At 53.8% G+C, this 23992-nt stretch carries 27 protein-coding genes; 18 read left to right on the top strand and 9 right to left on the bottom strand.

Annotated elements, in window-relative coordinates:
• Window positions 1–96: 96 nt before the first annotated feature.
• The 13 genes from C3F13_04315 (at window position 97) to C3F13_04255 (ending at window position 11445) form a co-directional block, all read left to right on the top strand.
• Window positions 97–1629: a trehalose-6-phosphate synthase gene (locus C3F13_04315; protein ID PWB55511.1), complete on the top strand. Its 1533-nt coding sequence runs from the start codon at window positions 97–99 to the stop codon at window positions 1627–1629.
• The gene (locus C3F13_04310; GenBank protein ID PWB55510.1) at window positions 1626–2876 is read left to right on the top strand and encodes a hypothetical protein; all 1251 of its coding nucleotides are present in this window, start codon (window positions 1626–1628) and stop codon (window positions 2874–2876) included. The genes C3F13_04315 and C3F13_04310 overlap by 4 nt, the downstream gene beginning before the upstream one ends.
• Complete coding sequence (otsB, locus tag C3F13_04305; GenBank protein PWB55509.1) at window positions 2873–3664, top strand: trehalose-phosphatase; 792 nt, start codon at window positions 2873–2875, stop codon at window positions 3662–3664. The genes C3F13_04310 and otsB overlap by 4 nt, the downstream gene beginning before the upstream one ends.
• Before the next feature lie 248 nt (window positions 3665–3912).
• Window positions 3913–4362, top strand: a complete 450-nt coding sequence (locus C3F13_04300; GenBank protein ID PWB55508.1) for a hypothetical protein — start codon at window positions 3913–3915, stop codon at window positions 4360–4362.
• A gap of 18 nt (window positions 4363–4380) precedes the next feature.
• Window positions 4381–4824 (top strand): hypothetical protein, encoded by a 444-nt coding sequence (locus C3F13_04295; protein ID PWB55507.1) that lies wholly within the window; start codon window positions 4381–4383, stop codon window positions 4822–4824.
• Complete coding sequence (locus tag C3F13_04290; GenBank protein PWB55506.1) at window positions 4821–6248, top strand: hypothetical protein; 1428 nt, start codon at window positions 4821–4823, stop codon at window positions 6246–6248. Before C3F13_04295 ends, C3F13_04290 begins: the two co-directional genes overlap by 4 nt.
• A 3-nt stretch (window positions 6249–6251) precedes the next feature.
• Window positions 6252–7250, top strand: a complete 999-nt coding sequence (locus C3F13_04285) for a hypothetical protein (protein ID PWB55505.1) — start codon at window positions 6252–6254, stop codon at window positions 7248–7250.
• Complete coding sequence (locus C3F13_04280; GenBank protein ID PWB55504.1) at window positions 7214–7555, top strand: hypothetical protein; 342 nt, start codon at window positions 7214–7216, stop codon at window positions 7553–7555. The genes C3F13_04285 and C3F13_04280 overlap by 37 nt, the downstream gene beginning before the upstream one ends.
• Window positions 7556–7796: 241 nt before the next feature.
• Complete coding sequence (locus tag C3F13_04275) at window positions 7797–8165, top strand: hypothetical protein (GenBank protein PWB55503.1); 369 nt, start codon at window positions 7797–7799, stop codon at window positions 8163–8165.
• An 89-nt stretch (window positions 8166–8254) separates the two neighbouring features.
• On the top strand, window positions 8255–8950 hold the full coding sequence (locus tag C3F13_04270) for a DNA-binding response regulator (GenBank protein PWB55502.1): 696 nt from the start codon (window positions 8255–8257) through the stop codon (window positions 8948–8950).
• Window positions 8940–10724, top strand: a complete 1785-nt coding sequence (locus C3F13_04265) for a hypothetical protein (protein ID PWB55501.1) — start codon at window positions 8940–8942, stop codon at window positions 10722–10724. The genes C3F13_04270 and C3F13_04265 overlap by 11 nt, the downstream gene beginning before the upstream one ends.
• A 3-nt stretch (window positions 10725–10727) precedes the next feature.
• Entirely contained in the window at window positions 10728–11126 is a 399-nt protein-coding gene (locus C3F13_04260; GenBank protein PWB55500.1) for an ABC transporter ATP-binding protein, read from the top strand.
• A gap of 142 nt (window positions 11127–11268) precedes the next feature.
• Window positions 11269–11445 carry a YHS domain-containing protein gene (locus C3F13_04255; GenBank protein PWB55499.1) on the top strand — a complete coding sequence of 59 codons (177 nt, stop codon included), beginning with the start codon at window positions 11269–11271 and terminating at the stop codon, window positions 11443–11445.
• Window positions 11446–11637: 192 nt separating this feature from the next.
• On the opposite strand, the gene C3F13_04250 is transcribed toward C3F13_04255, so the two are convergent.
• Window positions 11638–12363, bottom strand: a complete 726-nt coding sequence (locus C3F13_04250) for a hypothetical protein (protein ID PWB55498.1) — start codon at window positions 12361–12363, stop codon at window positions 11638–11640.
• Window positions 12364–12714: 351 nt separating this feature from the next.
• Here C3F13_04250 and C3F13_04245 point away from each other — a divergent pair, with 351 nt between their 5' ends.
• Entirely contained in the window at window positions 12715–12990 is a 276-nt protein-coding gene (locus tag C3F13_04245) for a hypothetical protein (GenBank protein ID PWB55497.1), read from the top strand.
• A 72-nt stretch (window positions 12991–13062) separates the two neighbouring features.
• A complete protein-coding gene (locus C3F13_04240; protein ID PWB55496.1) occupies window positions 13063–13707 on the top strand; it encodes a methyltransferase type 11 in 645 nt (214 codons plus the stop codon).
• 23 nt (window positions 13708–13730) lie between these two features.
• Here C3F13_04240 and C3F13_04235 read toward each other — a convergent pair whose 3' ends face one another.
• From C3F13_04235 to C3F13_04225, 3 genes are all read right to left on the bottom strand, one after another.
• Window positions 13731–14447 carry a cytoplasmic protein gene (locus C3F13_04235; GenBank protein ID PWB55495.1) on the bottom strand — a complete coding sequence of 239 codons (717 nt, stop codon included), beginning with the start codon at window positions 14445–14447 and terminating at the stop codon, window positions 13731–13733.
• 151 nt (window positions 14448–14598) lie between these two features.
• Complete coding sequence (locus C3F13_04230) at window positions 14599–15744, bottom strand: hypothetical protein (GenBank protein PWB55494.1); 1146 nt, start codon at window positions 15742–15744, stop codon at window positions 14599–14601.
• A complete protein-coding gene (locus tag C3F13_04225; protein PWB55493.1) occupies window positions 15728–16174 on the bottom strand; it encodes a dCMP deaminase in 447 nt (148 codons plus the stop codon). Before C3F13_04225 ends, C3F13_04230 begins: the two co-directional genes overlap by 17 nt.
• Before the next feature lie 110 nt (window positions 16175–16284).
• Here C3F13_04225 and C3F13_04220 point away from each other — a divergent pair, with 110 nt between their 5' ends.
• A complete protein-coding gene (locus C3F13_04220) occupies window positions 16285–16980 on the top strand; it encodes a hypothetical protein (protein PWB55492.1) in 696 nt (231 codons plus the stop codon).
• A 172-nt stretch (window positions 16981–17152) separates the two neighbouring features.
• Here the strand turns inward: C3F13_04220 and C3F13_04215 are convergent, their stop codons facing one another.
• Entirely contained in the window at window positions 17153–17605 is a 453-nt protein-coding gene (locus C3F13_04215) for a hypothetical protein (GenBank protein ID PWB55491.1), read from the bottom strand.
• A gap of 104 nt (window positions 17606–17709) precedes the next feature.
• Window positions 17710–18051, bottom strand: coding sequence for a hypothetical protein (locus C3F13_04210; GenBank protein ID PWB55490.1), 342 nt, complete (start codon window positions 18049–18051; stop codon window positions 17710–17712).
• A 159-nt stretch (window positions 18052–18210) separates the two neighbouring features.
• Between C3F13_04210 and kynU the strand changes: the two genes are divergently transcribed.
• Window positions 18211–19470, top strand: a complete 1260-nt coding sequence (gene kynU, locus C3F13_04205) for a kynureninase (GenBank protein ID PWB55489.1) — start codon at window positions 18211–18213, stop codon at window positions 19468–19470.
• A gap of 4 nt (window positions 19471–19474) precedes the next feature.
• Here the strand turns inward: kynU and C3F13_04200 are convergent, their stop codons facing one another.
• The 3 genes from C3F13_04200 to C3F13_04190 all read right to left on the bottom strand — a co-directional run bounded on the left by C3F13_04200 (window position 19475) and on the right by C3F13_04190 (window position 22727).
• A complete protein-coding gene (locus tag C3F13_04200) occupies window positions 19475–20137 on the bottom strand; it encodes a 2-heptaprenyl-1,4-naphthoquinone methyltransferase (protein PWB55488.1) in 663 nt (220 codons plus the stop codon).
• 192 nt (window positions 20138–20329) lie between these two features.
• Window positions 20330–21577: a hypothetical protein gene (locus C3F13_04195; GenBank protein ID PWB55487.1), complete on the bottom strand. Its 1248-nt coding sequence runs from the start codon at window positions 21575–21577 to the stop codon at window positions 20330–20332.
• Between the two features lie 163 nt (window positions 21578–21740).
• Window positions 21741–22727 carry an aromatic ring-hydroxylating dioxygenase subunit alpha gene (locus tag C3F13_04190; protein PWB55486.1) on the bottom strand — a complete coding sequence of 329 codons (987 nt, stop codon included), beginning with the start codon at window positions 22725–22727 and terminating at the stop codon, window positions 21741–21743.
• A gap of 390 nt (window positions 22728–23117) precedes the next feature.
• Here C3F13_04190 and C3F13_04185 point away from each other — a divergent pair, with 390 nt between their 5' ends.
• The gene (locus tag C3F13_04185; protein PWB55485.1) at window positions 23118–23975 is read left to right on the top strand and encodes a hypothetical protein; all 858 of its coding nucleotides are present in this window, start codon (window positions 23118–23120) and stop codon (window positions 23973–23975) included.
• Window positions 23976–23992: the final 17 nt, after the last annotated feature.

Raw genomic sequence — 23992 nt, 5'->3', positions numbered from 1 at the left:
GAATTGTCAGGAATGGATCAATCAACATAATTCGATCAAAAGGTGGGATTTGGGTAAATTTTGCAGTAATGGCACATTGGGGGAAGGGTGAAGATCATGGATACAATTCCATATACGATCGGGACGGGTACCGAAGGGGAAACATGCGATTCGTGGCAGGAGATGCTGCAATCCAGGCAACTGGTGATCGCCTCCAACCATGGGCCGGTAACTTTTCATAAGGACGAGAACGACGTTCTCCAGCCCCAGCGCAGTGGCGGAGGTGGCCTGGTAACAGCCCTCTCAGGGATAGCCCAGCATGTGGATGCCTGCTGGATCTCCAGTGCCCTGTCGGAGGAAGACAAAGCCTGGCAGGGAGGCAGCGTACCGATTGGGGATGACGGTGGCTCGATCCAGGTGCAGTTCGTCACCTCCGAGGATAGTGCCTATGATGGCTATTACAAGGTGATTGCCAACCCCCTGCTGTGGTTTTTACAACATTCCATGTGGGATATATTCCGCTCACCCACCATTGACCGCACCACCTGGCAAAACTGGCAGAATGGTTACGTGGTGGTTAACCGCTTGTTCGCCGAAGCGGTAGTCAGGCAGATCAGGGCCAGCCATCAACCTTCGCTGGTGATGCTCCAGGATTATCACCTGTACCTCGCGCCATTTTTTATCCGCCGGGTACTACGCCCGCATGCCAGCTATACGCTCACCCATTTTGTCCACATTCCCTGGCCGGGAGCGGAAGAATGGGGTTTTCTGCCACCCCGTATGCGACAGGGTATCCTGGAAGGTCTGCTCGCCGTGGACTTGTTGGGGTTCCAGACCCGGGAAGATGGCTTGAACTTTATTCGTACCTGTGAGTCACACCTGTCAAATGCGCATGTCAATTTTAAACAAGGCAGGGTGTGGTATCACAACCACACCACGCATGTGCGCGACTTCCCCATCTCGATTGATGTTGTTGCGCTTAAGCGGCTGGCTGAGTCTGACGAGGTGACCGAACAGCGAAATATGCTGTTAAACCAATATGGGGCAGTCCAGCTGATCCTGCGCATTGACCGAATCGAGCCAAGTAAAAACATCGTGCGCGGCTTCCAGGCGTTTTACGAGATGCTTGAGATGCACCCTGAGCACCGGGGTAAGGTCCAGTTCCTGGCCTTGCTGGTCCCTTCCCGCATGGAGGTGGAGGAGTATCAGACCTACCTGAATGAGCTCATGGGTGCTGCCGGGCAAGTTAATGCCAGTTTTGGAGACAGCACATGGGAGCCGGTGCGGGTACTGGTGGGAGAGAACTATCCCCGGGCGATAGCCGCCATGCAGCTGTACCACGTGCTACTGGTCAATTCCATTGCGGATGGCATGAACCTGGTAGCTAAAGAAGGCCCGGTGGTTAACCAGCAGGATGGCGTTTTGGTGCTTTCAGAACGTACCGGGGCTCGCCAGCAGCTTGAAGCGGGTGCGCTGGTCATCCCGCCACTCGACATCTCGGCGACAGCCGATGCCATGCACCACGCCCTGATCCTACCCCCGGAGGAACGCAAGCAGAAGGCAGAACGCTTGCGCACCTTGATCGAGCGGGAGGATATCGTGGATTGGCTGTGCAAACAGCTGGATACTGTGGTCAGGTTGGCTTTATGAATATTGCAATCTTGCATTATTCAGTTGCCCCGGTGGTAGGCGGGGTTGAAGCGGTCATCCAGGCTCACACCAGGCTGCTCCTGGGAGCTGGTTATCATGTCACCCTGATTGCTGGGGCCGGAGAAAAAGCCGCCCTGCCGGAAGGTGCCAGATTCATCCATATCCCGCAGATGGATTCACGCCATGCGGAGGTCCTCCGAATCAGCCAAAAGCTGGAGGCTGGTGAGGTACCAGAAAATTTTCAGGAATTATCAGCCAGCTTGCAAGCATCGCTAGAAGATGCCTTGCAAGATCAGGATGTGATCATTGCCCACAACTTGTTTACCAAGCACTTCAACCTGCCATTGACCGCTGCATTAGTGCGCTTGCAGGAACAGGAAAAGCTTAAACGCAATATCGCCTGGTGCCACGACCTCAGCTGGACCAGCCCGCATTCAAGGCGGAGCGTCCATCCGGGTTACCCGTGGGAATTGCTGCGTACGTACCTGGAGGATAGCCTATACGTGACTGTTTCAGAACACCGCCGGATGGAGCTCGCCGGGTTGTTCAACCGCCCCCCGTCACTGATCAAGGTGGTGTATGATGGAGTCGACCCAGCTGACCTGTATAGTCTCTCGCCTGAAGGGCTGGCACTGGTCAGCCAGCTAGGCTTGCTGGAGGCAGACCTGGTTTTACTGATGGCGGTACGCATCACCCAGGCAAAGAATTTTGAGCTGGCCTGGCAGGTGGTGGCTGAGCTGAAAGCCAGGGGCATCCATCTCAGGTTGGTGGTCACCGGCCCACCAGACCCACATGACCCTGGAAACATGGCTTATTACCAGAGCCTGCTGGATTTACGGCACAAGCTGGGTGTGGAGGCAGAGGTGCGCTTCGTTTATGAATCAGGTCCGCATGCCGGCAGTGGCTATATCATTGGATCATCCCTGGTAAATGAGCTCTTCCGTGTTTGTGATGTGCTGTTCATGCCCAGCCACCGCGAGGGTTTTGGCATGCCCATCCTGGAAGCGGGGCTGCTCGGCAAGCCCATCTTCACCACGGAGATCCCGGCAGCCAGTGAAATTGGCGGGCGTGATCTCACTTGCTTCCGGGCAGACGATCCACCGGAGGTGGTGGCGGGAATGATCCTGGATTGGACTAAATCCAACCCAAGCCAACACCTGCGCCAGCGTGTGCGCCAGCAATTCACCTGGCAGGCTATCTTCAATAAAGATTTCCTGCCTTTACTCACCGGAGGGGATCCAGCTTGAGGTTTACGTCGGAAAAAGAACTGAACGAATGGGTATCTGAGGCCGAACGTGTTTGGTTATTCCTGGATTATGATGGGACCCTGGCGGATTTCAACCGCACACCCGATATTATTAAGCCGGATCCGCAGCTGATCGACCTCATCCGGCGTCTGGCAGCGAAAATCAGCCTGCGTCTGGCGATTATATCGGGGAGAAGCTTGCATGATATACAGGTGTTGTTGCCAATTAAAGGGATATACCTGGCAGGCACTTATGGGATCGAAGTGCAGACCGCTGACGGAGAACGCATCCAGCGGGATGATTATGCCCTGGTGCGGCCTTATCTTGAACAGCTCAAACCGCTCTGGCAGGAGATCATCTCCGGTCGCAAGGGTTATTACCTGGAAGATAAAGGCTGGTCACTGGCCCTGCACGCCCGCTTTGCCCCTGACAAAGAATCAACCCGGATCATCTCCAGCATACAGCAGACACTGAATCAAGAATTGATCACAGATGAATACCGTTTGATCAAGCAAAAGAAGTTCCTGGAAGTATGCTCCGCCAAGGCGCATAAAGGAAAGGCAGTATCATTTTTGTTAAATAGCTTCCCGCTGCCTGGTGCACGCCTGGTTTATATCGGGGATGATGCCAATGATGGGGAAGCCTTTCAGACCATCCACGCCAAGGAAGGTGTGGCGATTGCTGTCGCACACTATTTCGGTTACATCCGTCCAACAGGTGGAGATTATGCGCTCAAATCGCCCAAGGCCGTACGCAGGTGGCTGGAAAATCTGACCCACTGGTTTTAATCAGCAAGGTCTATAAAACAGGATCCATTCACAACTTTCAAACCAGGTGCATGGCGGTAGGGGCAAAGCATTCAGATGGTACTGGTTGATGGCAGAGCATCACACCTGAATGCTTCTCCCCTACATCTTGGTCATTTCGCCGAAAGGTAGGCAATTTTGCCTATACGCGCACCCGTCAGATAGCGCTCTGATTGGGCTGCCCCTCCCCGTATAATCTGCCCACGAATCCATATGCGGAGGGTAAATCATTGAAATATCCTGCTTTCAGCCGGATGATCCCAATACTGGTGATGATGGCTTTATTATCCATTGGTTCAAGCGGCTGTGGCAGCCCATCAGCCAGCCAGTCGGGTTTGGCAATGGCCTCCATGGAAGGCATGCCTGCAGAAGTCCAATCGGCTCCAATTGTGGTACAGCAGGCTTACCAGTTCGCCGCGGCTAACCCTGAAGTATTGAAGAAGATTCCCTGCTACTGTGGCTGTGATGATCTTGGACATACCTCCAACTATGCATGCTACGTCTCAGGCGTGGATGACAGTGGCAAGATCACCTACGATTCACATGCCCTGGGTTGCTCGATCTGCGTGGACATCACCCAGGATGTGATGCGCCAGCTGAAACAGGGCCAACCTGTGTCGAAAATCAAGGCGTATATAGACCAAACTTATGCACAATACGGCCCGTCCAATATGCCGTGATCTCGGCGATGCGAGCGAATGAATTCTGATCGTTGGTGGCATTGGGTAGTATTGTTTAGCTTCGGGCTGGGGATCGCGTTTATCTCGGTTCCGGCAGGGGCTTCCACACCGGTTGAGCGGGCTTTTCATGTAGAAGCCAGCCGGTTTGAATACAGCCCGGCAGTCCTGCGAGTCAATCCCGGTGACCGGGTAACGATTGAATTGACTGCCACCGATGTGGTGCACGGGCTCGCCATTGACGGGTATAACCTGGAAACCACCGCAGACCCCGGACAGACTGCCCGGATCAGCTTCACGGCTGACAAGAGTGGTACGTTTCGCTTTCATTGCACGGTGACCTGTGGGAACATGCATCCCTTCATGACCGGCAAACTGGAAGTGGGGCGCAATACCTTCTTGTGGCGGTCGATCGGCCTGGTCAGCCTGGCATTAGTCGCTGCAGTGTGGAAGGGGCGGAAATGACCCGCCTGCAAGAGATCCGATGGCTGGGAGACCTGGAGGTTGAACGACCCGTAGCGCAGACTGCTGAACCCGCCAGCCTGACCCGCAAGGTTAACCTTTATCAGGTGCCCTGGTTGAGGGCTGTACTGCAAAGCCGCTTGCCACAGTTCACCCTGCGGATGCTCACTTTGATGGGTTTTTTAATCACCATTGTCAGCGCACTCCTCGGCCCACGCGTGGGCAGCCACAATTTTGCCATCATCATGGTATGGATTGCCTGGTGGACCACCCTGAAGCTGGTTTTCATCCCCCTGGGAGGGCGCTCGTGGTGCAGCATCTGCCCCATTGCCATGCCGGGTGACTGGCTACAGCAAGGCGGTATCTTGATTAAGGGGAAACGTAGGTATGGCTTGGGGTTACGCTGGCCAAGGCGCTTGCGCGGTTCCTGGCTTCAATCGGGTGGGTTCCTGCTGATCGGACTGTTCAGCGCGCTCACGCTGACCGACCCGCATGTCACCGGGTGGTTGCTCCTGGCAATCTTCGTTCTGGCAATTGGCATGAGCCTGGTCTTTGAAAAGCGAGCCTTCTGCAGCTACCTCTGTCCCATTGGAGGTTTCAGCGGGATGTATGCCAAGGTTGCCCCGCTCGAAGTGCAGGTGATCGATAAGCAAGTATGCCGCCAGCACGGAGATAAATCCTGCTACCAGGCATGCCCGTGGGGGATTTACCCGGTAGCGATGCAGGATGCTTCCGCCTGTGGATTGTGCATGGAATGCCTGCGGGCCTGCCCGCAGGATAACCTGGCCTTGAACCTGCGCCCATATGGCACTGACCTGGTGAAGCCAGTCCGCAATGCCCACCTGGACGAAACCTTGCTGGCGCTGGTGATGCTGGGCAGTGTGCTGGTTTTCTCGGCTGTATACCTCGGCCCATGGGGCTGGCTCAAACTGAGTGCCTTCAATATTGGCAGTCTCCCGTGGGCTATGTTTGCCTTGGGTTTCTTGATACTTAACCTGGTGGTGTTGCCAGCTGCGTTCTTTTCAGCCGTGTGGATCGAAAAGAAGATTTCCCGTTCAAGCCTGCCGATCACTAGTTTGGTTGCCAGCCAGGCACAGGCCCTGCTTCCATTGGGCCTGATGGCATGGATCGCCTTCACCGTATCATTTGCCTTGCCCAAATTAAACTATATCCTTGGGGTGCTGAATGACCCCTTCGGGTGGGGCTGGCGTCTCCTTGACCTGGTCAACCTCCCCAAGACGTTGGATGTCTCAGGTTTCAGCCCCATCCTGCAGGTGCTTCTGCTGGGGGTTGGCCTGGTTTGGGCAGCCAGGGTTGCCCAGGCGCGTTCAGGTTTGGCGAAAGCCACAAGTACTCCTATTAACCTGCCAGTTTTATTATTTTGCCTGGTCTTCAGCCTGGCCATGCTGTGGCTTTTAGTGGGTTAATCGATGAACAGGGAATGGATCGCACGCGGAGCAATCTTGGTGGGGCTGGGGTTAATCATCGCCATCCCGCTATTTCATCAGGCCCAGGGCTCGGAGGCTGTGGTATTGCATGCCCGCATGGCAGAGGCCGGGGGTTGGACCCCTGAAGACCTGGTTGTTTCAGTGGGTGAACCACTGCATTTGAAGCTGACCTCAGATGATGTGACCCACGGATTTGCGGTAGGCCAGCTCGACCAGCCCGCCGTAGACGTACGCCCAGGGGAAATGACGGATGTCACCCTGGAATTTTCGAAACCCGGGAAATACACGTTTTATTGTACACGCTGGTGCAGCCTGAACCACTGGCGCATGCGTGGCACCATCGAGGTGATTGACACGCATGCTCAACCCGAGCCTGCCTTATCACCGCTGTACGTGCAGCTTGGATTGGATATTGATGCCGATCACGCAACCAGCACGATCCCCGGGGAGATCCCCTCTGCCTGGCGGGGGGCACTGCTTCAGCGGGAAATCCCGGCAGGCTACACCAATCGCAATTATTATCTCTCGCACACCCCATTGGATTTATGGTCTGCGTTGCGGAATGAACCTGTCAATCGTGACCTATCGGACCAGCAGGTGTGGGACCTGGTAGCCTGGGTTTGGCAGACCAACACTACCCCCGCTGAGGTCCAGGCTGGCAAGCAGCTTTTCACCGCTGACTGTGCTGCCTGCCATGGGGAGGCTGGGGCAGGGGATGGGGTATTTGCCTCCCAGCTGGCGGAGGGTGCGAGCAGCCAGGCAAACAGCCAGATTGTAGGCGAGCATACCCAGCCGCCAGCAGACTTCACCGACCCGGTGAAGATGCTTTCTGCTAGCCCGGCACACCTGCAGGGCAAGCTCATCCGGGGTGGAATGGGGACTGGCATGCCTTCGTGGGGGGCGATCTTCACCAATGACCAGACCTGGGAAATTATCTCGTATTTATGGACATTTCAATTTATTCAGGAGGTTCAACCGTGAAAAAGGACAAACCAAAGATGTCTCACCGGCATCAAAAACGCACCAACCCATGGCCATTTATCTTATTGGCAGTAGGTGGCTTGTTGGTCATTGGTGCATTGATCGCCTTTAAAAAACCTGCCCCCTCCCTGGCAGCCATTAATGTTAAGGGATCACCAAGCTTGACGGTGGACCAGGAGAAGATCGACCTGGGTGACATTAAGCTGGGGAAAACTGTGAAGGTCACATTTAAGCTTACCAACGTGGGTGACCAACCCCTGCGTTTCAGTAAAGCCCCATATATAGAAGTCGCAGAAGGGTGCTGACCGCCCACACCTGCCATCGGTTCGATGGTTCTGAAACCCGGCGCAACGACAACGCTTAGCATGAGCTTCATGATGCATGAAGGTATGGATGGGCAGCATGATTTCCGTGTGCACCTGCCCAACAATGATCCTGCTTGGGGTGAGAAGACCCTGACGGTGCTGTCTAATTGGGTGCCGTGAGTTTCCGATTGAGGTCGGAATGAATAATAATCCCTGCAGCACGATCTAGTCTGGAGAGGTCATGGATGCTAATCAAACTCTGCTGGTTGTGGACCGGGACTGCGCTGAAGCAGTGGGCTGGCTGACCAACAAGATGAGCCTAGCAGGCCTGGCGGTGGTTCGCACCTTTGATTTGCAGGCCACGCGACACGTCAAAGCTGCTTGCCCCTGCCATGAGGATGGGACCGAGAAATGTGACTGCCAGATGGTGGTGCTATTTGTCTACCAGGCTAGCTGCCCGCCTGGTTGCCAGCCTCTCAGCCTGGTTGCCCACGGATATCACGGCCAGACCTGGTTTTCGTTGGTCGATAATCCTGCGCAGCGACCTGACCCTGCCCTGGAGAAAACCATTCGCAGGCTGTTCTCTATTCACTTCCAAAACGTTACTTAGCTGATCAACTCCGGCGTTAATTTTTAAGAATCTGCTTAGAGAAAAGGGGGAAACCCGCCGTAATGTTATACTTCTCCTGCTAAATATAAATGCGTAGAGATATTGTGATGACATCCACTGAAAAAAACATCCGCCTCCTGCTTGCAGATGACCATGCCATGGTGCGGGCAGGCATCCGCCAGTTCCTTGAGCGCGGAGGTGATATCCAGGTGATTGCTGAAGCAGACGATGGCGAAATGGCGAAAGAGATGATTCGCCGTGATCCACCCGATGTGGCCGTGCTGGATATCCGCATGCCCAAATCCAGCGGTATCGATGTGACCCGCTGGCTGAGGGTCAATTTTCCCAGTGTGGGTGTCCTGATCCTGACTGCCTATGATGATGACCCTTACGTGGTGGCGGTTCTTCAAGCGGGTGCCAATGGATATGTGATGAAGACGGCCTCCCCCGATGATCTCGTTGAAGCGGTGCGGGATGTGTATGCTGGGAAGTCGGTCCTCGACCCCGTGGTTACACACAAGCTCCTGGCGCACATCAGCCACCCTGGTGATGCCATGCAATTTGAGCAGCTCACCGAACGGGAGCTGGAGGTGCTTTCCTTGGTAGCGCGTGGCTATACCAATAAAGCCATTGGATTGCAGCTGGATATCAGCGATCGCACGGTTCAGGGACACCTGGCACATATCTTTAATAAGCTGCAAGCCGGAAGCCGCACCGAAGCCGTGATGCGAGCAGTCTCACTGGGCTGGATATCGCAGGCGATCGGCAATATTATTGAAGAATGACCTGGTCATGACACCCAGGGATCACAACAGAAAAAGAACCAGATTACCGGCCATGGGATTGGTGCTTCAGCTGTTTGCCATCATCCTGCTGCCTCTCACGCTTCTGCTGATCGTGATCACATTCGGCAGCCTCACCATCCATAACCAGGCGATGCGCAACATGGTGGGCGAGCGGGATGAAGCCATGGTCCGCGCAGCAGCCGCCGCATTGAACGCTCAGCTTGAAAACAGGATGAGCACAGTGGACACTCTGGCTAGCGTGTTTGCTGCCGATACCTCCCCATCCATCACCGGGACGAATACCAGCCTCACCAGCCGTGCATCAGGTTTCGACTTCGGGCTGGTAGCAATTGACCAGGCAGGGGTACCTACGACCCTGAATGGTGATTCCCAGGCCTGGCAGTCTCTAACCAGCGCATCGAGTTGGGTAGGGGTATTGAGGCAGTTAATGGAGCAGCCCGGTGAGCTCGTGATCGCTCGCCTCCCCACCAATGGAGAGCTGGTGGGTCTCGTCTCTGCCAAAACGACAGCGGACGGCTTGTTGGTTGGGGCCTTCTCCATCGACCAGCTAGCTGGCACAACCCTGGGAACAAGCCTGCCCAATAACAGTGAGCGGTCCATCCTTTTGGTAGGTACTGATTCCCAGGTGCTCTATCATACCGGTGACCTACCCGACCAGAGCCCGGATCATCCCGGTATTGCCCAGGCCTTGCAAGGCCGGAGCGGCATTGTGTACGTCAAGGTGGGTGGGGATGAGCATGTAACTGCTTATAGCCCGGTCAGTAAGGTAGGCTGGGGGCTGATCACTGAAGAATCATGGCAGGCACTTTCCACACCAACCTTACGAGCTTCACAGATAACTCCACTTGTGCTGGTTCCAATCGTGCTGATCATGTTGATTGCCCTATGGTTTGGCCTCAGCCAGGTGGTGAGACCCCTGCAAGCCCTTGAAGCACAGACAGCCACCCTGGCGGATGGCGATTTCCTATCCATTCGCCAGCCGGTTGGGGGCATTTCCGAAGTACGCCAGCTGCAAGATGAGCTGATCCAGATGGCTGACAAGGTGGATGAAGCCCAGCGCAGCTTACACGGTTATATAGGGGCGATCACCGAAGCCCAGGAAGATGAGCGGCAGCGCCTGGCACGTGAGCTGCATGACGATACGCTGCAGGCTTTGATTGCCTTAAAGCAGCGTGTGCAGCTTGCCCGTCTGGAGCAGGCACCGGAAATGGTATCCGCCAGGCCCGATATTGCTGAACTGGACGAGATCGCTACCCTCACCGAACAAACGATCGAAAACCTGCGCCGCCTCACCCGGGCGATGCGCCCAGCTTATCTGGAAGACCTGGGATTGGTGCCTGCCCTGGAAGTGCTGGCACGTGAAGCCGGCCAGGGTATGGGTTTCACGGTGGAGTTCAAGCATGTGGGTAACGAAATCCGCCTGGATGCATCTAAAGAATTAGCACTTTACAGGATAGCACAGGAAGCATTGAGCAATATCTGCCGGCACTCCCAGGCTAAGCGAGCCAGCCTCTGGATCTCCTACCTGCCGAACTCAATCAGGTTGCAGGTCGAGGATGATGGGGTGGGTTTCAACCTGCCGAGCAACCTTGCGGAGTATACCGCCAAGGGGCATTATGGTCTCCTGGGTATGCATGAACGAGCCGAGCTGGTTGGGGCGATGCTGCAAATTCGATCCACGCCTGGCAAGGGCACGAACCTATCTGTGACGATCCCTGTAGAGATAGACAGCATTGGAGAACAGGAGAATTAAGCGATGGCTGGTTACGGGATGAGCACGAAATTGAGTGGCACATTGGAAGAAGTAAAGGCTAAGGTGGTAGAAGCTCTCAAAACGCAGGGCTTCGGGGTATTGACGGAGATCGATGTGCAGAAGACGATGCAAGTTAAGTTGGGTGTGGAGTTTAAGCCCTATCTGATCCTCGGGGCTTGCAACCCACGCTTCGCTTACCGGGCACTGACCGCCGATGAATCAATCGGCTTATTGCTGCCCTGCAATGTGATCCTACGGCAGGATGCCGATGGGGTTGCTGTAGCAATCCAGGATCCGGAGGTAATGTTCAGCGTGGTGGATGAGGACATGAAACAATCCATGGCAGGTTTTCCCCAGGAAGTGAAGCAAAGCCTGCAATCGGTTTTAAGTGCATTGAGGTGAACAGTTCAATTCTGGCGCGGGAAGGAGCTGCAATCCTGCATCTGGCTGTCTGCGGAATCACTGGCCCAGTTTCATGACCGTGCAATTATTCGATAAACTATTCGGCTGATATTAAAATATATTATTAAAGGAGATGATTGTGATGGAAAAAGATCCTGTATGTGGCATGATGGTTGACCCCAAGGATGCTGCCGGAAAATCGGAATACCAGGGCAAAACGTACTATTTCTGTGGACTCGGCTGCAAGAAATCCTTCGACAAGGAACCGCAGAAATATGTCTCGGGCCAGGCAGATAAACCCAAAATGCATGCCGCCTGAAATAACCCTGTACATATCATCAGTAGTTGTAAACCATAAAACGGGCTGTCACCTAAGAAATTGTAACAGCTCGTTTCATTGGGTACCATTCCACTTGACCTGATCCTGAAAAATCCACAATTGTCCAACCACCACCTGCCCTTTTTGGACTGCCCTCTCTTTATCGTTGAAATTTCCCACAATTAATAATTGCTAAGGCTGCGTGCCTGTCTCAATTCGATAGATCGCCACTTCAGCAGCGGATTTTAAGCTGTCTAATGCAGCCAGATAGCTTGATGTATCGCCTTCGCATGAGCTGAACATGATTTGGACCAGGTATTTACCATTCACCATTTCTGTTCCATAACCCTTGCCAAGCTTACAGCCCTGTACGTTAGCATCCTTCGTTATCATGAATACATATCCATCACTATCATCGCGAAGCATGTCGATCACATCCATCGCCTCCGCTGGGAGATCCGGTTGCGCGTTCCATTCATTGGATTGGTCGACATAACCACTGAGATTGTCTTTCAAGTCCATGTAAAACCCATCTAGCATATCAGCTTTATAGGCAATAATACTGATGTAGGCAGTTTCAGACAGCCCATGAGCTCCAGTGGTGGAATAATTGCAGTTTATGTAAGGACCGTCATATATCTCATCGACGCTATTGCCAGTAGTGATCGAGTCAAATGTGATTCCGCTTGCATAGCAATCCGATTCCGTGAAGCCAGCAGGTGAATTCTGCTTGCTAGTTGGGCTTGCCGCGACTGATGGCTTGACAGGTAGGCTTGCCACGACTGCTGGTTTCCCCACCTGGCTTGGGGGTATTCCAGGCGGGTTAGTGGGAGTGGGGGTTGGAGTGAATTGGCATGCCAGACTTATCAGCAGGGGGATACTTAACAAAAAAAGAAAAATCAGGCGTTTGTTCTTCATATAGCACCTTTTAATACGGCCTTTTATGAATTCGATGGTGGTTGTTTAATTATATAGGGGGAGCGAAACCAGTCAATCGATAATGGCAGCAAATTTGCTAATCATAATTCTAAAGGAACAAATCTCTGAAGATTCTAAATGACCATACGCATCAATAAGATATGTACCTACAAACCAGAGCTGTGATTACATGGTAAATGCTCCGAGCGAGTATTTTCATACTGGCTGCACTATTTTCCCATTGAGGACAGCACCTTTTTTAAGCTTAATGGCGCATATCATAGCAAGCAATATAGCGCTTATGCCGCGATGTCTAAATGGTAAACTGTATTCGGAACCAGGAGGTGACGTATGATGTACGGTATGTTTGGTTTCGGTTGGTTGATGATGCTGTTGGTGATGGTTGTCCCCGTGCTGTTAATCATCCTTATGATTGGTTGGGCTACTGGCGGCTTTCAAAACCTGGGGAAAAACCTGAGCAGTGCCACGAATCCCATCCCAGAGCACTATTCGGCAACAAAGGAGGCATTACCTTTACAAAAAGCTGAGCGTTACTGTTCGCACTGTGGTACTGGGCTACAGTCTGATTGGAGTCACTGCCCGCAGTGTGGCGCACCGGTCGGATGAATTTCATAGGCTACTACTAGAATTTTGCCGCGCAAGGCGTAACGTCGGTGATGGACCGGCATCCAATAGCATATGAACACGACTGAACACTATATCCCTGCCATGGGCGTCCATTGGCTTACTCCTTTATATGATCCCTTGGTCAGAGGGTTCATGCGGGAGGAAGTCATCCGCAACCAGCTCATCCTTCAGGCTGATATCCTGCCAGGAATGAAAGTTCTGGACCTGGGTTGTGGCACTGCCTCCCTGACGACCCTGATCAAGCAAAGTCATGTCATGGCAAGTGTGTACGGATTGGATGCTGACTTGCAGATATTGGAGATCGCCCGTCGAAAAGCGAGCCATGCTGAGGTTGACATCCAGCTGGACCAGGGGATGGCCTATCAGCTGCCTTACCAGACTGCGATGTTTGATCGCGTGGTGAGCAGCCTGGTCTTCCATCACCTGGACACACATGAAAAGCAGCTGGCTATGGGTGAAGTGTTCCGGGTTTTAAGACCGGGTGGTAAATTCTGTTTGTTTGATATCGGCCAACCCCATAGTTTATCTACCCGTTTGGCATCGCAGGTGTTGCGCCGGATGGAGCGCGCTTCTGATAACGTGTACGGCTTATTACCTGGGATGATGGAGCGGGCTGGATTTCAGAACGTGGTTGAGATCGAACGTTTCTCCATGTTCATGGAAAGCATTTCGCTTATGCAGGGAGAAAAGCACTGACCCATACGCTCCTGAGCCAGGTTTTATAATTCCAGTTTCATCTGGCTGTGATTTTCGTCCAGTATCTCGTAACGTAGCTTTCCCCCGCAGAATTCCTCCACCAATCCCATCAACTGGCTGGCAATGGCATGCACCTCCTCCATCTCCACCGGAGGCAGGCGGTCGATGTTAATTTCAATGCTGCGCGTCTCCGGTAGGGTGAGGGTGTGATTAGCTTGCCGCCAGGTCCAGCGACGGGTGAGCACGGTGTTCCCTTCAGCAAAAATGACTTCACCAGCAGATGGGTGCTCTACTTCGGTTGACCCGAAGGGCACGAAATTCTCATTTCCAGTGGCCAGGCGTAGGCTGATATCCGCAGCCAGGTCGTCCATGGAGTGCCCACCGACCGGAACCAGGTGCTGGAGTGAGATAATGTTGCCGATATCGACCAGGGCGTTGATACTGGGTAGCTGGTCGCCTCGCAAGGCCCGCCGCGCCATGGCTTCCACAGATGGACGGAATTCACTCGGCTTGGCGCCAAATGACTTGTAAGCCTCCCGCCAGGCTTTGAAGCGTGGGTACTCCGAGACAGTCTCGATCGAGATTCTCGATCTCACCGTAGCTTCTGCATCCCGCAGCATTTGGACCAGTTCTTGCGGTGAGGCCCCATTTTGCACATCGAATGCCAGGACAACTCCCCGGGCATACCCCGGATATTTCTCAAATATCTCCGGGGCAATCGTGTATGTATAAGTAGACATGAAAATCTCCTTCACCAATAATTGAGATAGACTTCTACAAGCTCAGCGTTCTCTGGAAATCAGTGTTGGAAAGAATAACAGTCACAAATTCACTGTTTTTACACTATTCACAGTAAGTCAGCGATAAGAGCGTACAGCTCCCCAGAAAAATTTATAAGCCTGCCAGGCTAGAACCGACTTGAGCAGGGATCCCTTTCATACGTAAAAACTCCTCGACAGCGAACAGGAAGTCCACCAGGTATTCACGCGAGGCAGCCTTGCCCAGGTGCCCTACCCGGAACATCTTGCCCGATAACTCACCAAGTCCACCACCAATGGCTATACTCCGTTCAGCTACCAGCCACTGGCTCATCTCAGCAAGCTCGAATTCACTTCGCCTGCACACGCCAGTAACAATTGGCGAGGCAAAGCTATCCTCCACGAACATCTCGAAACCCAGGCTGCGCAAGCCGCTACGGATTGCGTGGCTGGCTCGGCGATACTTCTCAAAGTGCGTCTCGAGACCCTGCTCAACAATCTTTTGTAAGCTGGTCCTCGCCCCCAGGATGACATTGGTGGGGAGGGTGACCGGGGTGGGATGCCAGCTACCCCACTCAGTGGCGTAATAACGCCAGGTCTTCAAGTCGAGGTACCAGCCATGGTTGTTGTGGGGATGAGCGTCAACCAGCTGCCAGGCAGCGGGCGAGATCGTAATGAAGCCAATACCGGGCACTGCTTCCAGGCACTTGTTGGGTGTGGTCACACAGATGTCAATCCCCCACTCATCCACACGCAGGTCAGTTCCACCCAATGAGGAGACTGCATCCACGACCACGACCCTACCGGCTTGCTTGGCCACCATGGCAAGCTCGCGCAGCGGGTTGAGCACCGTCGTGCCGGTTTCGTGGTGCACCAATGCCACCACCTTCGCCTCAGGGTGAGCATTGAGCAATCTTTGCAAACCATCGGGGTCAAGCGGTTTTCCCAACGGGGCATTCAGCAATATGGTCTCCAGGCCATAACCATTAGCGATTTGCGCCAGGCGTTCTCCGAAGAAGCCGTTATTTCCAACGATGATCTTCTCACCGGTTGCCTGTAAGCTGCCAATGGCCATATCCATTAGGCTGGAAGCAGCCCCAGGGACGAAATAGATCTCATTTTTAGTTTTGAAGATCTGTTGTAGCAGCCCTTTGGTTTCGTTATAGATTTCCATCCACTGCGGTCCGTAATGGCGGATGACCGGTGTGGAGAGGCTTGCCAGCACATCTTCATCCACGTCTCCCGGTCCGGGGGTATATAGCTTAAGGTGCTTGATCATCTATTTCCTCTCCATTCACCCGTACCAGCTCTACATTTGCCAACCGTAAGAAATCCAGCGTGTTCTCATCGATGCGATATTCCTGGTCGTAAACGATCCTGACGACACCAGCATTGATCAGCATTTTTGCGCATTGGATACACGGGAAGTGGGTCACATAGCAGGTGGCACCCTTGGTGCTCACCCCGTGCAGGGCAGCCTGGATGATGGCGTTGGCTTCTGCATGAATTGTGCGTACACAGTGACCATCCACCATCAGGTGCCCGGTCTCGTCGCAGTGGGGTAAACCTGCCGGGCTGCCATTAAAGCCAGTAGTCAGGATGCGTTTCTCCAGCACCATCACCGTGCCGACGAATGCCCGGTCACAGGTACTGCGCAGGGCCACCACATGCGCAATTTTCATAAAGTAGATATCCCATTCAGGTCGCATACCGCTCTCCCATTACCAGATTAGATATCAGCAAGTGATTAATTGTAAGATGGCTGGCAGTGAATTGCAAGCCCGCATAGATACTATTATAATCATCTCACCACACCACTATGCACATCCCCTTCCGTCCCATCGCCCGTCTGCTCACCCGCACCCTGCACCCCTCACCGGAATTTCACTTATCAGCTGCACTGCCTTTGCTTCAAAAAATGCAGGGAGAGACTGACTGGCAAGGCGTGCTCGTCACTTGCAACCATTATTCCGCCTCAGATTTTCGTATATGGTGGATGGTGATAACCGTGAGTGCCATCTTCCCGGTTGACATTAACTGGTTGGTCACCTCCGGTTGGACCAATTCCGGCTGGCTTACCGGGTTCACCCACTGGCTATTTCCGCGGGGTGCCAGGCTTCTCGGTTTTACCGCCATGCCTGCCATGCCGCCCGACCCGCATCAAGCTGAACAGAGAGCCCAAGCTGTCAGGCAAGTGCTCCGCTATGCCAACCGAGATCCACACCCGGTGATTGGAATCTCCCCGGAGGGGGGCGATCAGCCTGGTGGTGTACTGGGTGAGCTACCCGCGGGGGTGGGGCGTTTCATGCTCCTAATCTCACATAAATGCCCGGTGATTCTCCCGGTGGGCGTTTGGAAAGAGGCGGGCGCCATCCAGATCGCCTTTGGCAGCCCCTTCCAGCTGGAGGTTCCGCCTGGTTTGCCCTCTGGAGAGCTGGATACGTATGTGGGCACTACCGTGATGCAGCATATCGCCACCCTCTTACCAGAGAGGCTGCGCGGTAAGTATGGTTAATTTTCAGCAATTGGTCCTTTTTTTATTTCTACCTTGCCTGCTTAGTGCGGGCGATAGCAAACAGTGGGTAATATCCCCCCATTGATAAAAAACACCCTGGCTCTGATGTGACCAGGGTGTTCCGATTTCTTCTGATTGGTGATTTGATGGAGATACTAAAGAGATCGCCTATTTAATAAATACTTGAAAAATGCTCGAGATAATGCTCATAAGTATTGCTGGCAATTACCAGCCAGGGTTTCCAATCTACCGGCATATCCTTGAAACAATGGGGGTCTTCAAGTTCTTCGTCCGTCAGGGTTTGAAGCTGGGCCAGCAGGTCGGTGAAGGCTTGTTCTTCAACCCGCCAAGCCTGGAGCAGCGAGATGGTCTGGCCTTCGGTTTTGATCAGGGCGTTCCGTTCGTCAACAGGGAGATCCCACCAGGCTGAGCCAGCCAGGGTACGTAGCTTACACATATTCACCATTTCGCGCTCGTACCAGGCCACGTGGAAGAGGGTATCGCGCAGGCTCATTTCACCAGGTTTGCGCGGGCTGGAGGTTCCAAACAGGTCAATACCCCTCCATACCTGGTGCCACTGTCTCCTTCCATTTTGAAGATTGAGTAGAAATTCAGTCTTAGTCATAGTGTAGGATTCTACTACAGACTCCTGTCATAAATGAGCCTTATTTAAGTTTTTCTTTATCTGTCTGTGGAACTTGTTCTTTTGATGCATATCAGCCTTCGTGGTTACATCTTGGATTGACAGGATCGCACATACAGGAAGCTGCTGATCAGGCACCAAAGGAATAACGCCAGGAACAGCCCAAGGCAGCTCAAGGCATAAGCATCTACGCTTGAATTGACGGTATAAAACAGGATGATTGAACCCACAGCACTGCCCAGCCCCACTACTAACAGGCGCCAGCCAGCATAAGTGTTGACCTGATACCACAGCGCTGGGTTATTCATGGTTGATGGCAGGCGGAAACCGTACAGGCCATTGGGCGGAATCTTACGGAAGATCAGTGGGACGGATAGACCTGCCAGGAGCAGGCCCCCAACAGCATACAGGGCGAGTAATATCTCCATGGGTTCTCTCGTGGATGGAAAATGAATGTCTTGCTGTCCAGCCCGATTCTATCAGTTTTCCACGAAGTCTGGCCTCACTCCATCAACACTGGCATATGTGGATGTCGAAGAAGCTATAATATGACTGCAATCCGAAGCCCATACCTTTAGGAGTAAGCCATGCCTGGTTCGCCTTCCACTTCTCCTGCTTCCTTCATCGATGAATTAGCCACATTCCGTGATGCTTTCGCCATTAGCGATCCTGATTTAATTTACCTGGATGGGAATTCGCTTGGCCGGCTGCCAAAAGCAACCCTTGAGAGCCTGGCCCAGGTGGTCAGCCAGGAGTGGGGCGAAGGTCTCATTCGGGGCTGGAACCTTAACTGGTACGCGGCCGCCTCTCGAATCGGCGATAAGATCGCCCCCTTACTCGGGGCAGCCTCCGGGCAGGTGGTGGTCACAGATACCACTTCGATAAACCTGTATAAACTGGCGATGGCAGCCCTGGCCAGGCTACCCGAGCGAAAGAAGATTGTCACCGATGAGTTAAATTTCCCCTCCGACCTGTACATCCTGCAGTCCTGCATTAACCAGCTGGGTGAAGGATACACGCTACAGCTGGTACGCTCGCATGACGGGATGACCATTGCGTTAGACGACCTGGCCGGGGCAGTGGATGAGGATACTGCTTTAGTCAGCCTCTCGCATGTAGCGTTTAAATCGGGCTTTATGTACGATGCTGAGCAGGTGACCCGGCTCGCTCACCAGGCAGGGGCACTGATGCTCTGGGATATATGCCATGCGGTGGGAGCCGTTCCGCTCGAGCTGGATGCCTGGGGAGCGGACCTGTCGGTGGGCTGTACCTATAAATATCTCAACGGGGGGCCGGGTGCCCCGGCATTCCTGTATGTGCGCCGCGACCTGCAAGACGAGCTGCAACAGCCGATCTGGGGCTGGTTCGCTGAGCGCCAGCCGTTTGCTTTCGAGCTTGACTTCACGCCTGCGCAGGGGATGCGGCGTTTCCTGGTCAGCAGCCCGCCCATCCTATCCACCCTGGCGATGGAAGCCGCGCTGGATATCGTGCTCCAGGCTGGCATTGAGCGCATCCGCCGGAAATCGATTGCCCAGACCAGTTACCTGATCGAGCTATTCGATACCCGATTAGTGCAATTGGGATTCAAGCTTGGCACCCCACGTAACCCCACCTTGCGCGGCTCCCACGTCTCCATCCGCCACCCCGAAGGGTATCGTATTAACCGGGCCCTGATCGATGAAATGAAGGTGATTCCCGATTTTCGCGAGCCCGATAACATCCGTCTGGGGATTGCCCCGTTGTACACCAGCTTTGACGAGATCCATGAAGCTGTGGAGCGGATTTGCCAGGTTGTGACCGAGAAGCGCTACCTGAAATACCCACTTCAGCGCCAGGCAGTCACCTAAGTTTTTAGGTTTTTCTGGCCAGCAGGATTTCTACGGGCAGCCCCCACATTAATTTAACCGTTTGCTTCTCAACGAATAATCCCGCCGCACGGGCCCATTCAGCTGCGTTGATCGGGCGGCAATCCACGTAAGCGGGCAGGTGAGCATGAAACCATTCGTATAGTCGAACAATCCAGTTGGGATGCCCGGTGCTGTACAGGCTCACCACTCCCAGGTGCCCACCTGTACGTAACACCCGCAGACATTCTGCTAAAACCAGTGGGATTTCTGGTGTATCGAACAGCTCCAGTGTGAAGCTCAGGAAAATGGCATCGAGACAATTATCGGGATAGGGGAGGCGTGCACCATCTCCTTCGAGTAGGCTGACCTGACCAGCCAACTTTTTATTGACCAGGTGTCGCCTGGCCTGGTGCAGCATGCCCGAAGATAAGTCGATGCCGTGCGCCCATCCCACATCGCCAGCCTGCTCAGCCAGGATGGCCAGGGCATGACCCGTGCCACAGCCAAGTTCCAGCACCCGCTCACCCCGGCGCACAGCCAGCATCTGTAGTCCCAGTTTCGTCAGGGGCAATTCACTGGAGCCTGCCAGCAGGTCATACACACCACTCAGGCGGTTATAGGTCTGCCTGGCAGCTGATTTCGATCTTGTCACCGGGCTGGTCGGCATAATACTACGCTCCCAGGCGTATTTTAACCGCTAAAACGCGGATAGATAATAGTTTCGTAAAACAAGTCGCTCGGATAGCTAACGTAAATGGCTGATGTTGGCATTTATCCAGGCATACTTCATCATTCTGGGTTGCCCGGATTCTGTTGATAGGAGAAAACTATGCTGTTGCTGGCCCTCCAGCTCTGGTTGCTAATTGCTATTGGCTGGCCTTTGCACTTCCACCTTGTTGCGCCCGCCCCGCTTGGCCCGGTACATCGCTGCGTCAGCCCGCTCAACGAAACTTACCGGTGTATCCCCCTCGTGATATTGGCTGGCACCCAGGCTGATGGTCAGGTGCATATCGCGCAGGAAGGTGTGCGCTTCCACCCGCTGGCGCAACTTCTCGGCCAGTTTGGCCGCCCCAGGCAGGTCGGTCTCAGTGAGCAGCATGACCAGCTCATCACCACCCCAGCGCCCCAGGTAGTCGGTGGAGCGTTTATTGCCACTCAGCACATTAATCAGCTGCTTTAAGGCTTCATCGCCGGCGTTATGCCCCAGATTGTCGTTGATGTGCTTGAAGTGATCCGCATCGATCATGAGCAGTGAAAGGGGAGTGTTGGACCGGCGGGTGCGGTTGATCGCATCACCGACCAGCCCCTCCATAAATGCATGGTTGAACAAGCCAGTTTGCCCGTCATGGATGGCCTGGCGCTGCAACTTTTCGGTGGCTTTCTTTACATTTTGCTCCTGTTGCAGGGTGAAGTGTTGCATATACAGGATACAACCAGCCAGCGTCACATATTGAATGAGCGAGAGGCTCGCGAAAAGCCCGTGGGCCAGGCCAAATATCTCTTCGTTCTCAAACGCCCCCAGGCGCATGCTGCCAACCTCGTAGATCAGTAAGGTCAAAACGCATAGGCCGGCAATCCCCAGTACTTTTTGGCGGTCCTCGAAGCCGTAGATCAGGATGGGTAGAAGCAAGGCAAAGCCCAACCCCTGGCGGGAGAGGATCAGCAGCAGGGCATGTTCCGCACCTACCGTATTCAGCTCGAGAAAGGTGAATATCACCATCAACACGGCCGGTGAGAATGCAAAGAGTGTTTTTGACCATTCGACTCGCCGGGCAGCATTCAAGCCCAGCACCAGGCAGGCCACCAGCATCCCACCCATCAGCTGGCTATATGGGTGGGTGAAGCCCAGCAGCATGAGCAGGAACGTCCCTGGGAATGATAGCAGCAGGCTGGCGAACGCGATGCGGTTCATCAATGCCAGGTTGAAGCGTTGATAGAACGGCATGCTGGTCTCGATGCCAAGTGAGAATATCCAGCCTAAGCCCTCGCGCATGATTGCTTGCGTGGAGGCTACAGACAGGGAGATTTTCTCCACCCAGGCTTGGCTGGCAAAATCATCAGTTGGGTTGTAGCTCGTTATGCTGTTCCTGGCTTCCATGATTGGCATATTCCTCTGTCGATCGGACCACAGGACGCCCCAGGAATCCCCTGGGGTTCAGGGGGCAGTCCCATGTTCCAAGCGGGAGGATGCAAGTTATGTGCTAGGAACAGCTTCCCAGCGGTGATTCGCTGTATCGGGGGTAAAAGGAAGACAGATAGTACCTGGAAAGCTAGGTTTTACCTTCAATCAAGGCCTGGCGCCGCCGCCGATATTCGATCACCGGGCCATCGCCAGGGATGAGCTTTTCGCCGATACGTAGGTCGGAGCGAAAGGGGCGCTGGGTGACAACCACGCGCTTGTCTTGATTGGCAATTAGGATATTGCTGCGGTTGCTGAAGAAATTCGTGATCTGGCGTGCGATAGGGAATTTGACGCTGTGATACGATCGAAAATATAGCTTGGTATTTTCGCCATCGATGGGGACAAAAGCCAGGATAAGGTGGAAGGTATCGCTGATCCAGTTGTGCCACAGGTTCGGGAAGATGAACTGTAGCTGAGGGTGCCTTTCAATGGGGGCGATATCACCTGCCTTCAGTGGAACCTGGCCAGTGTCCACTTCATTCTTGACCCAGATATTGAGGATGGCATCTCCTTCTTTCTGGTCTTCCATTGTGTAGCGTGGTCCATTGACGACGGTCTTATTGCCCCGCCCGATGGTGTTGTAATGAACAAACGGTACATGAACCACATCCAGCTGATTCTCGATGACCCGCGAATAGTGGGTATTCCACACGTCCGTGGTGGCGGCGTAAACCAGGTTGGGGTCATTCATGAAGTCGAAGTCAGGTAGGGCCGGGTATTCGCCGCGTGGTTCACCCCACCAGAGATAGACCAGGCCGTGTAGCTCGCGCACCGGGTAAGCCTTCGCCTTGAATACCTTGGGTACTTCGGCAGAGCGTCCATTGGCGGGGATGAGCGTGCAGCGACCGGTGGTGTCAAACTCAAACCCGTGGAAGGGGCACTGAACGCAGTCACGCATGAGCTTGCCAGCACTGAACGCTACACCGCGGTGGGGGCATTGGTCCACCAGGCAGCCTATCTTTCCCTGGCTATCGCGCCAGAATACCATTTTCTCACCCATGCGGGTGACACCGACTAACTTGCCAGGACTGATTTCCTTGGATGCGAGCACGATATACCACTGGTTAGGTATCATTAGTGACCTCTGCGTGAATTGATATCGTTGGGTTTAGAAGAAATGTGACGCGGCTTCCGGATAATAACGATACTATTATTTTATCAAATTACTTCAGGGTAATGCATGTCAACCTGGAGGAGATCTTACAGATTCGTGACCTCAATTCGGTTTGCAACGGTCTCAATGGATGCCGGGGCGCGGTACAGGGTGAGCCCAAATTCTCATCAAATCCATCCTTTAGCCCGTAGCCTAATAATCCCCTGTTTTCATTATCCACAACCAGACTTAACGGTAAACTAATAGCTTTGCCCTCCGCTTGTTGGTTAATAAAAATATTCGAGACAATTTCACCCACGGAGACAAGGCTCTCAGGATGGATAAAAGGTAAAATATCAAGTGAAACAGGATATGGAAAGCGATGCGGAGGTACAAATGATTCGCCATGATTTCTCGGCTGCCAGTTTAATTGCTGCCAATGAGGAGAACCTGGCATCCTGGCTTCTGGTGTTTAGTAAATTGGAAGGCGCTTGCTTGAACGATGTTGATGGTGTGCGGAGATCGATCACGAACATCCGTATGTCATTATTTAACAGCATCATGGATTCCCGCCTGGCAACTGAGCAGGTTGATGCGACCATCCAATACCTGCAGGCGGATGCGGAAAAACGCCAGGTGCCAATTTTGTGGTGGGTGGGTCCTTCGTCACGACCGGCTGACCTGGCAGACCGGCTGGTGAAGCGTGGTTTTACCATCGATGAGGATGGACCAGGCATGGCAGTCGAGCTGGAAAAGCTGAATGAGAGCCTGCCTCGGCCGGAGGGTCTGGCTATCAAGCCTGCCCAGGATGATGATGGTTGGCAGGCATGGTGCCGCGCACTAGCAGCCGGGTTCCAAATTCCTTCTGAACGGGTGGAATTTGTGGAAAGCTCCTGGTGCCACCTGTTCAGCATTGCAGATCCAGCTGTCACCCAGGCGTACACGGCCTGGTTGGACGGTGTGCCAGTCGCGACATCCCTGTTACAGCTGGGTGGAGGTGTTGCTGGGATTTACGCAGTCGCCACTGCCCCTGAAGCCCGCCGGCAGGGGATTGGCGCACAGGTGACGCTCTACCCCCTGTTGCAGGCCCGGGCACTGGGCTATCGGATCGGCATCCTGCAGGCCTCCGAGATGGGCCTGCCGGTATACCGCTCATTGGGCTTCCGGGAATGCTGCCGGATTACTTCCTACAGCTGGGCAGCAGGTAAACCCAAGAGCATTGAAGGTTAACAAGGAGCAAGGATCTA

This window comes from Anaerolineales bacterium (assembly GCA_003105035.1).
Taxonomy (GTDB): domain Bacteria; phylum Chloroflexota; class Anaerolineae; order Anaerolineales; family UBA4823; genus FEB-25.
The sequence above is the reverse complement of the archived record's forward strand: the minus strand, read 5'-3'. Positions and strand labels throughout refer to the sequence as shown.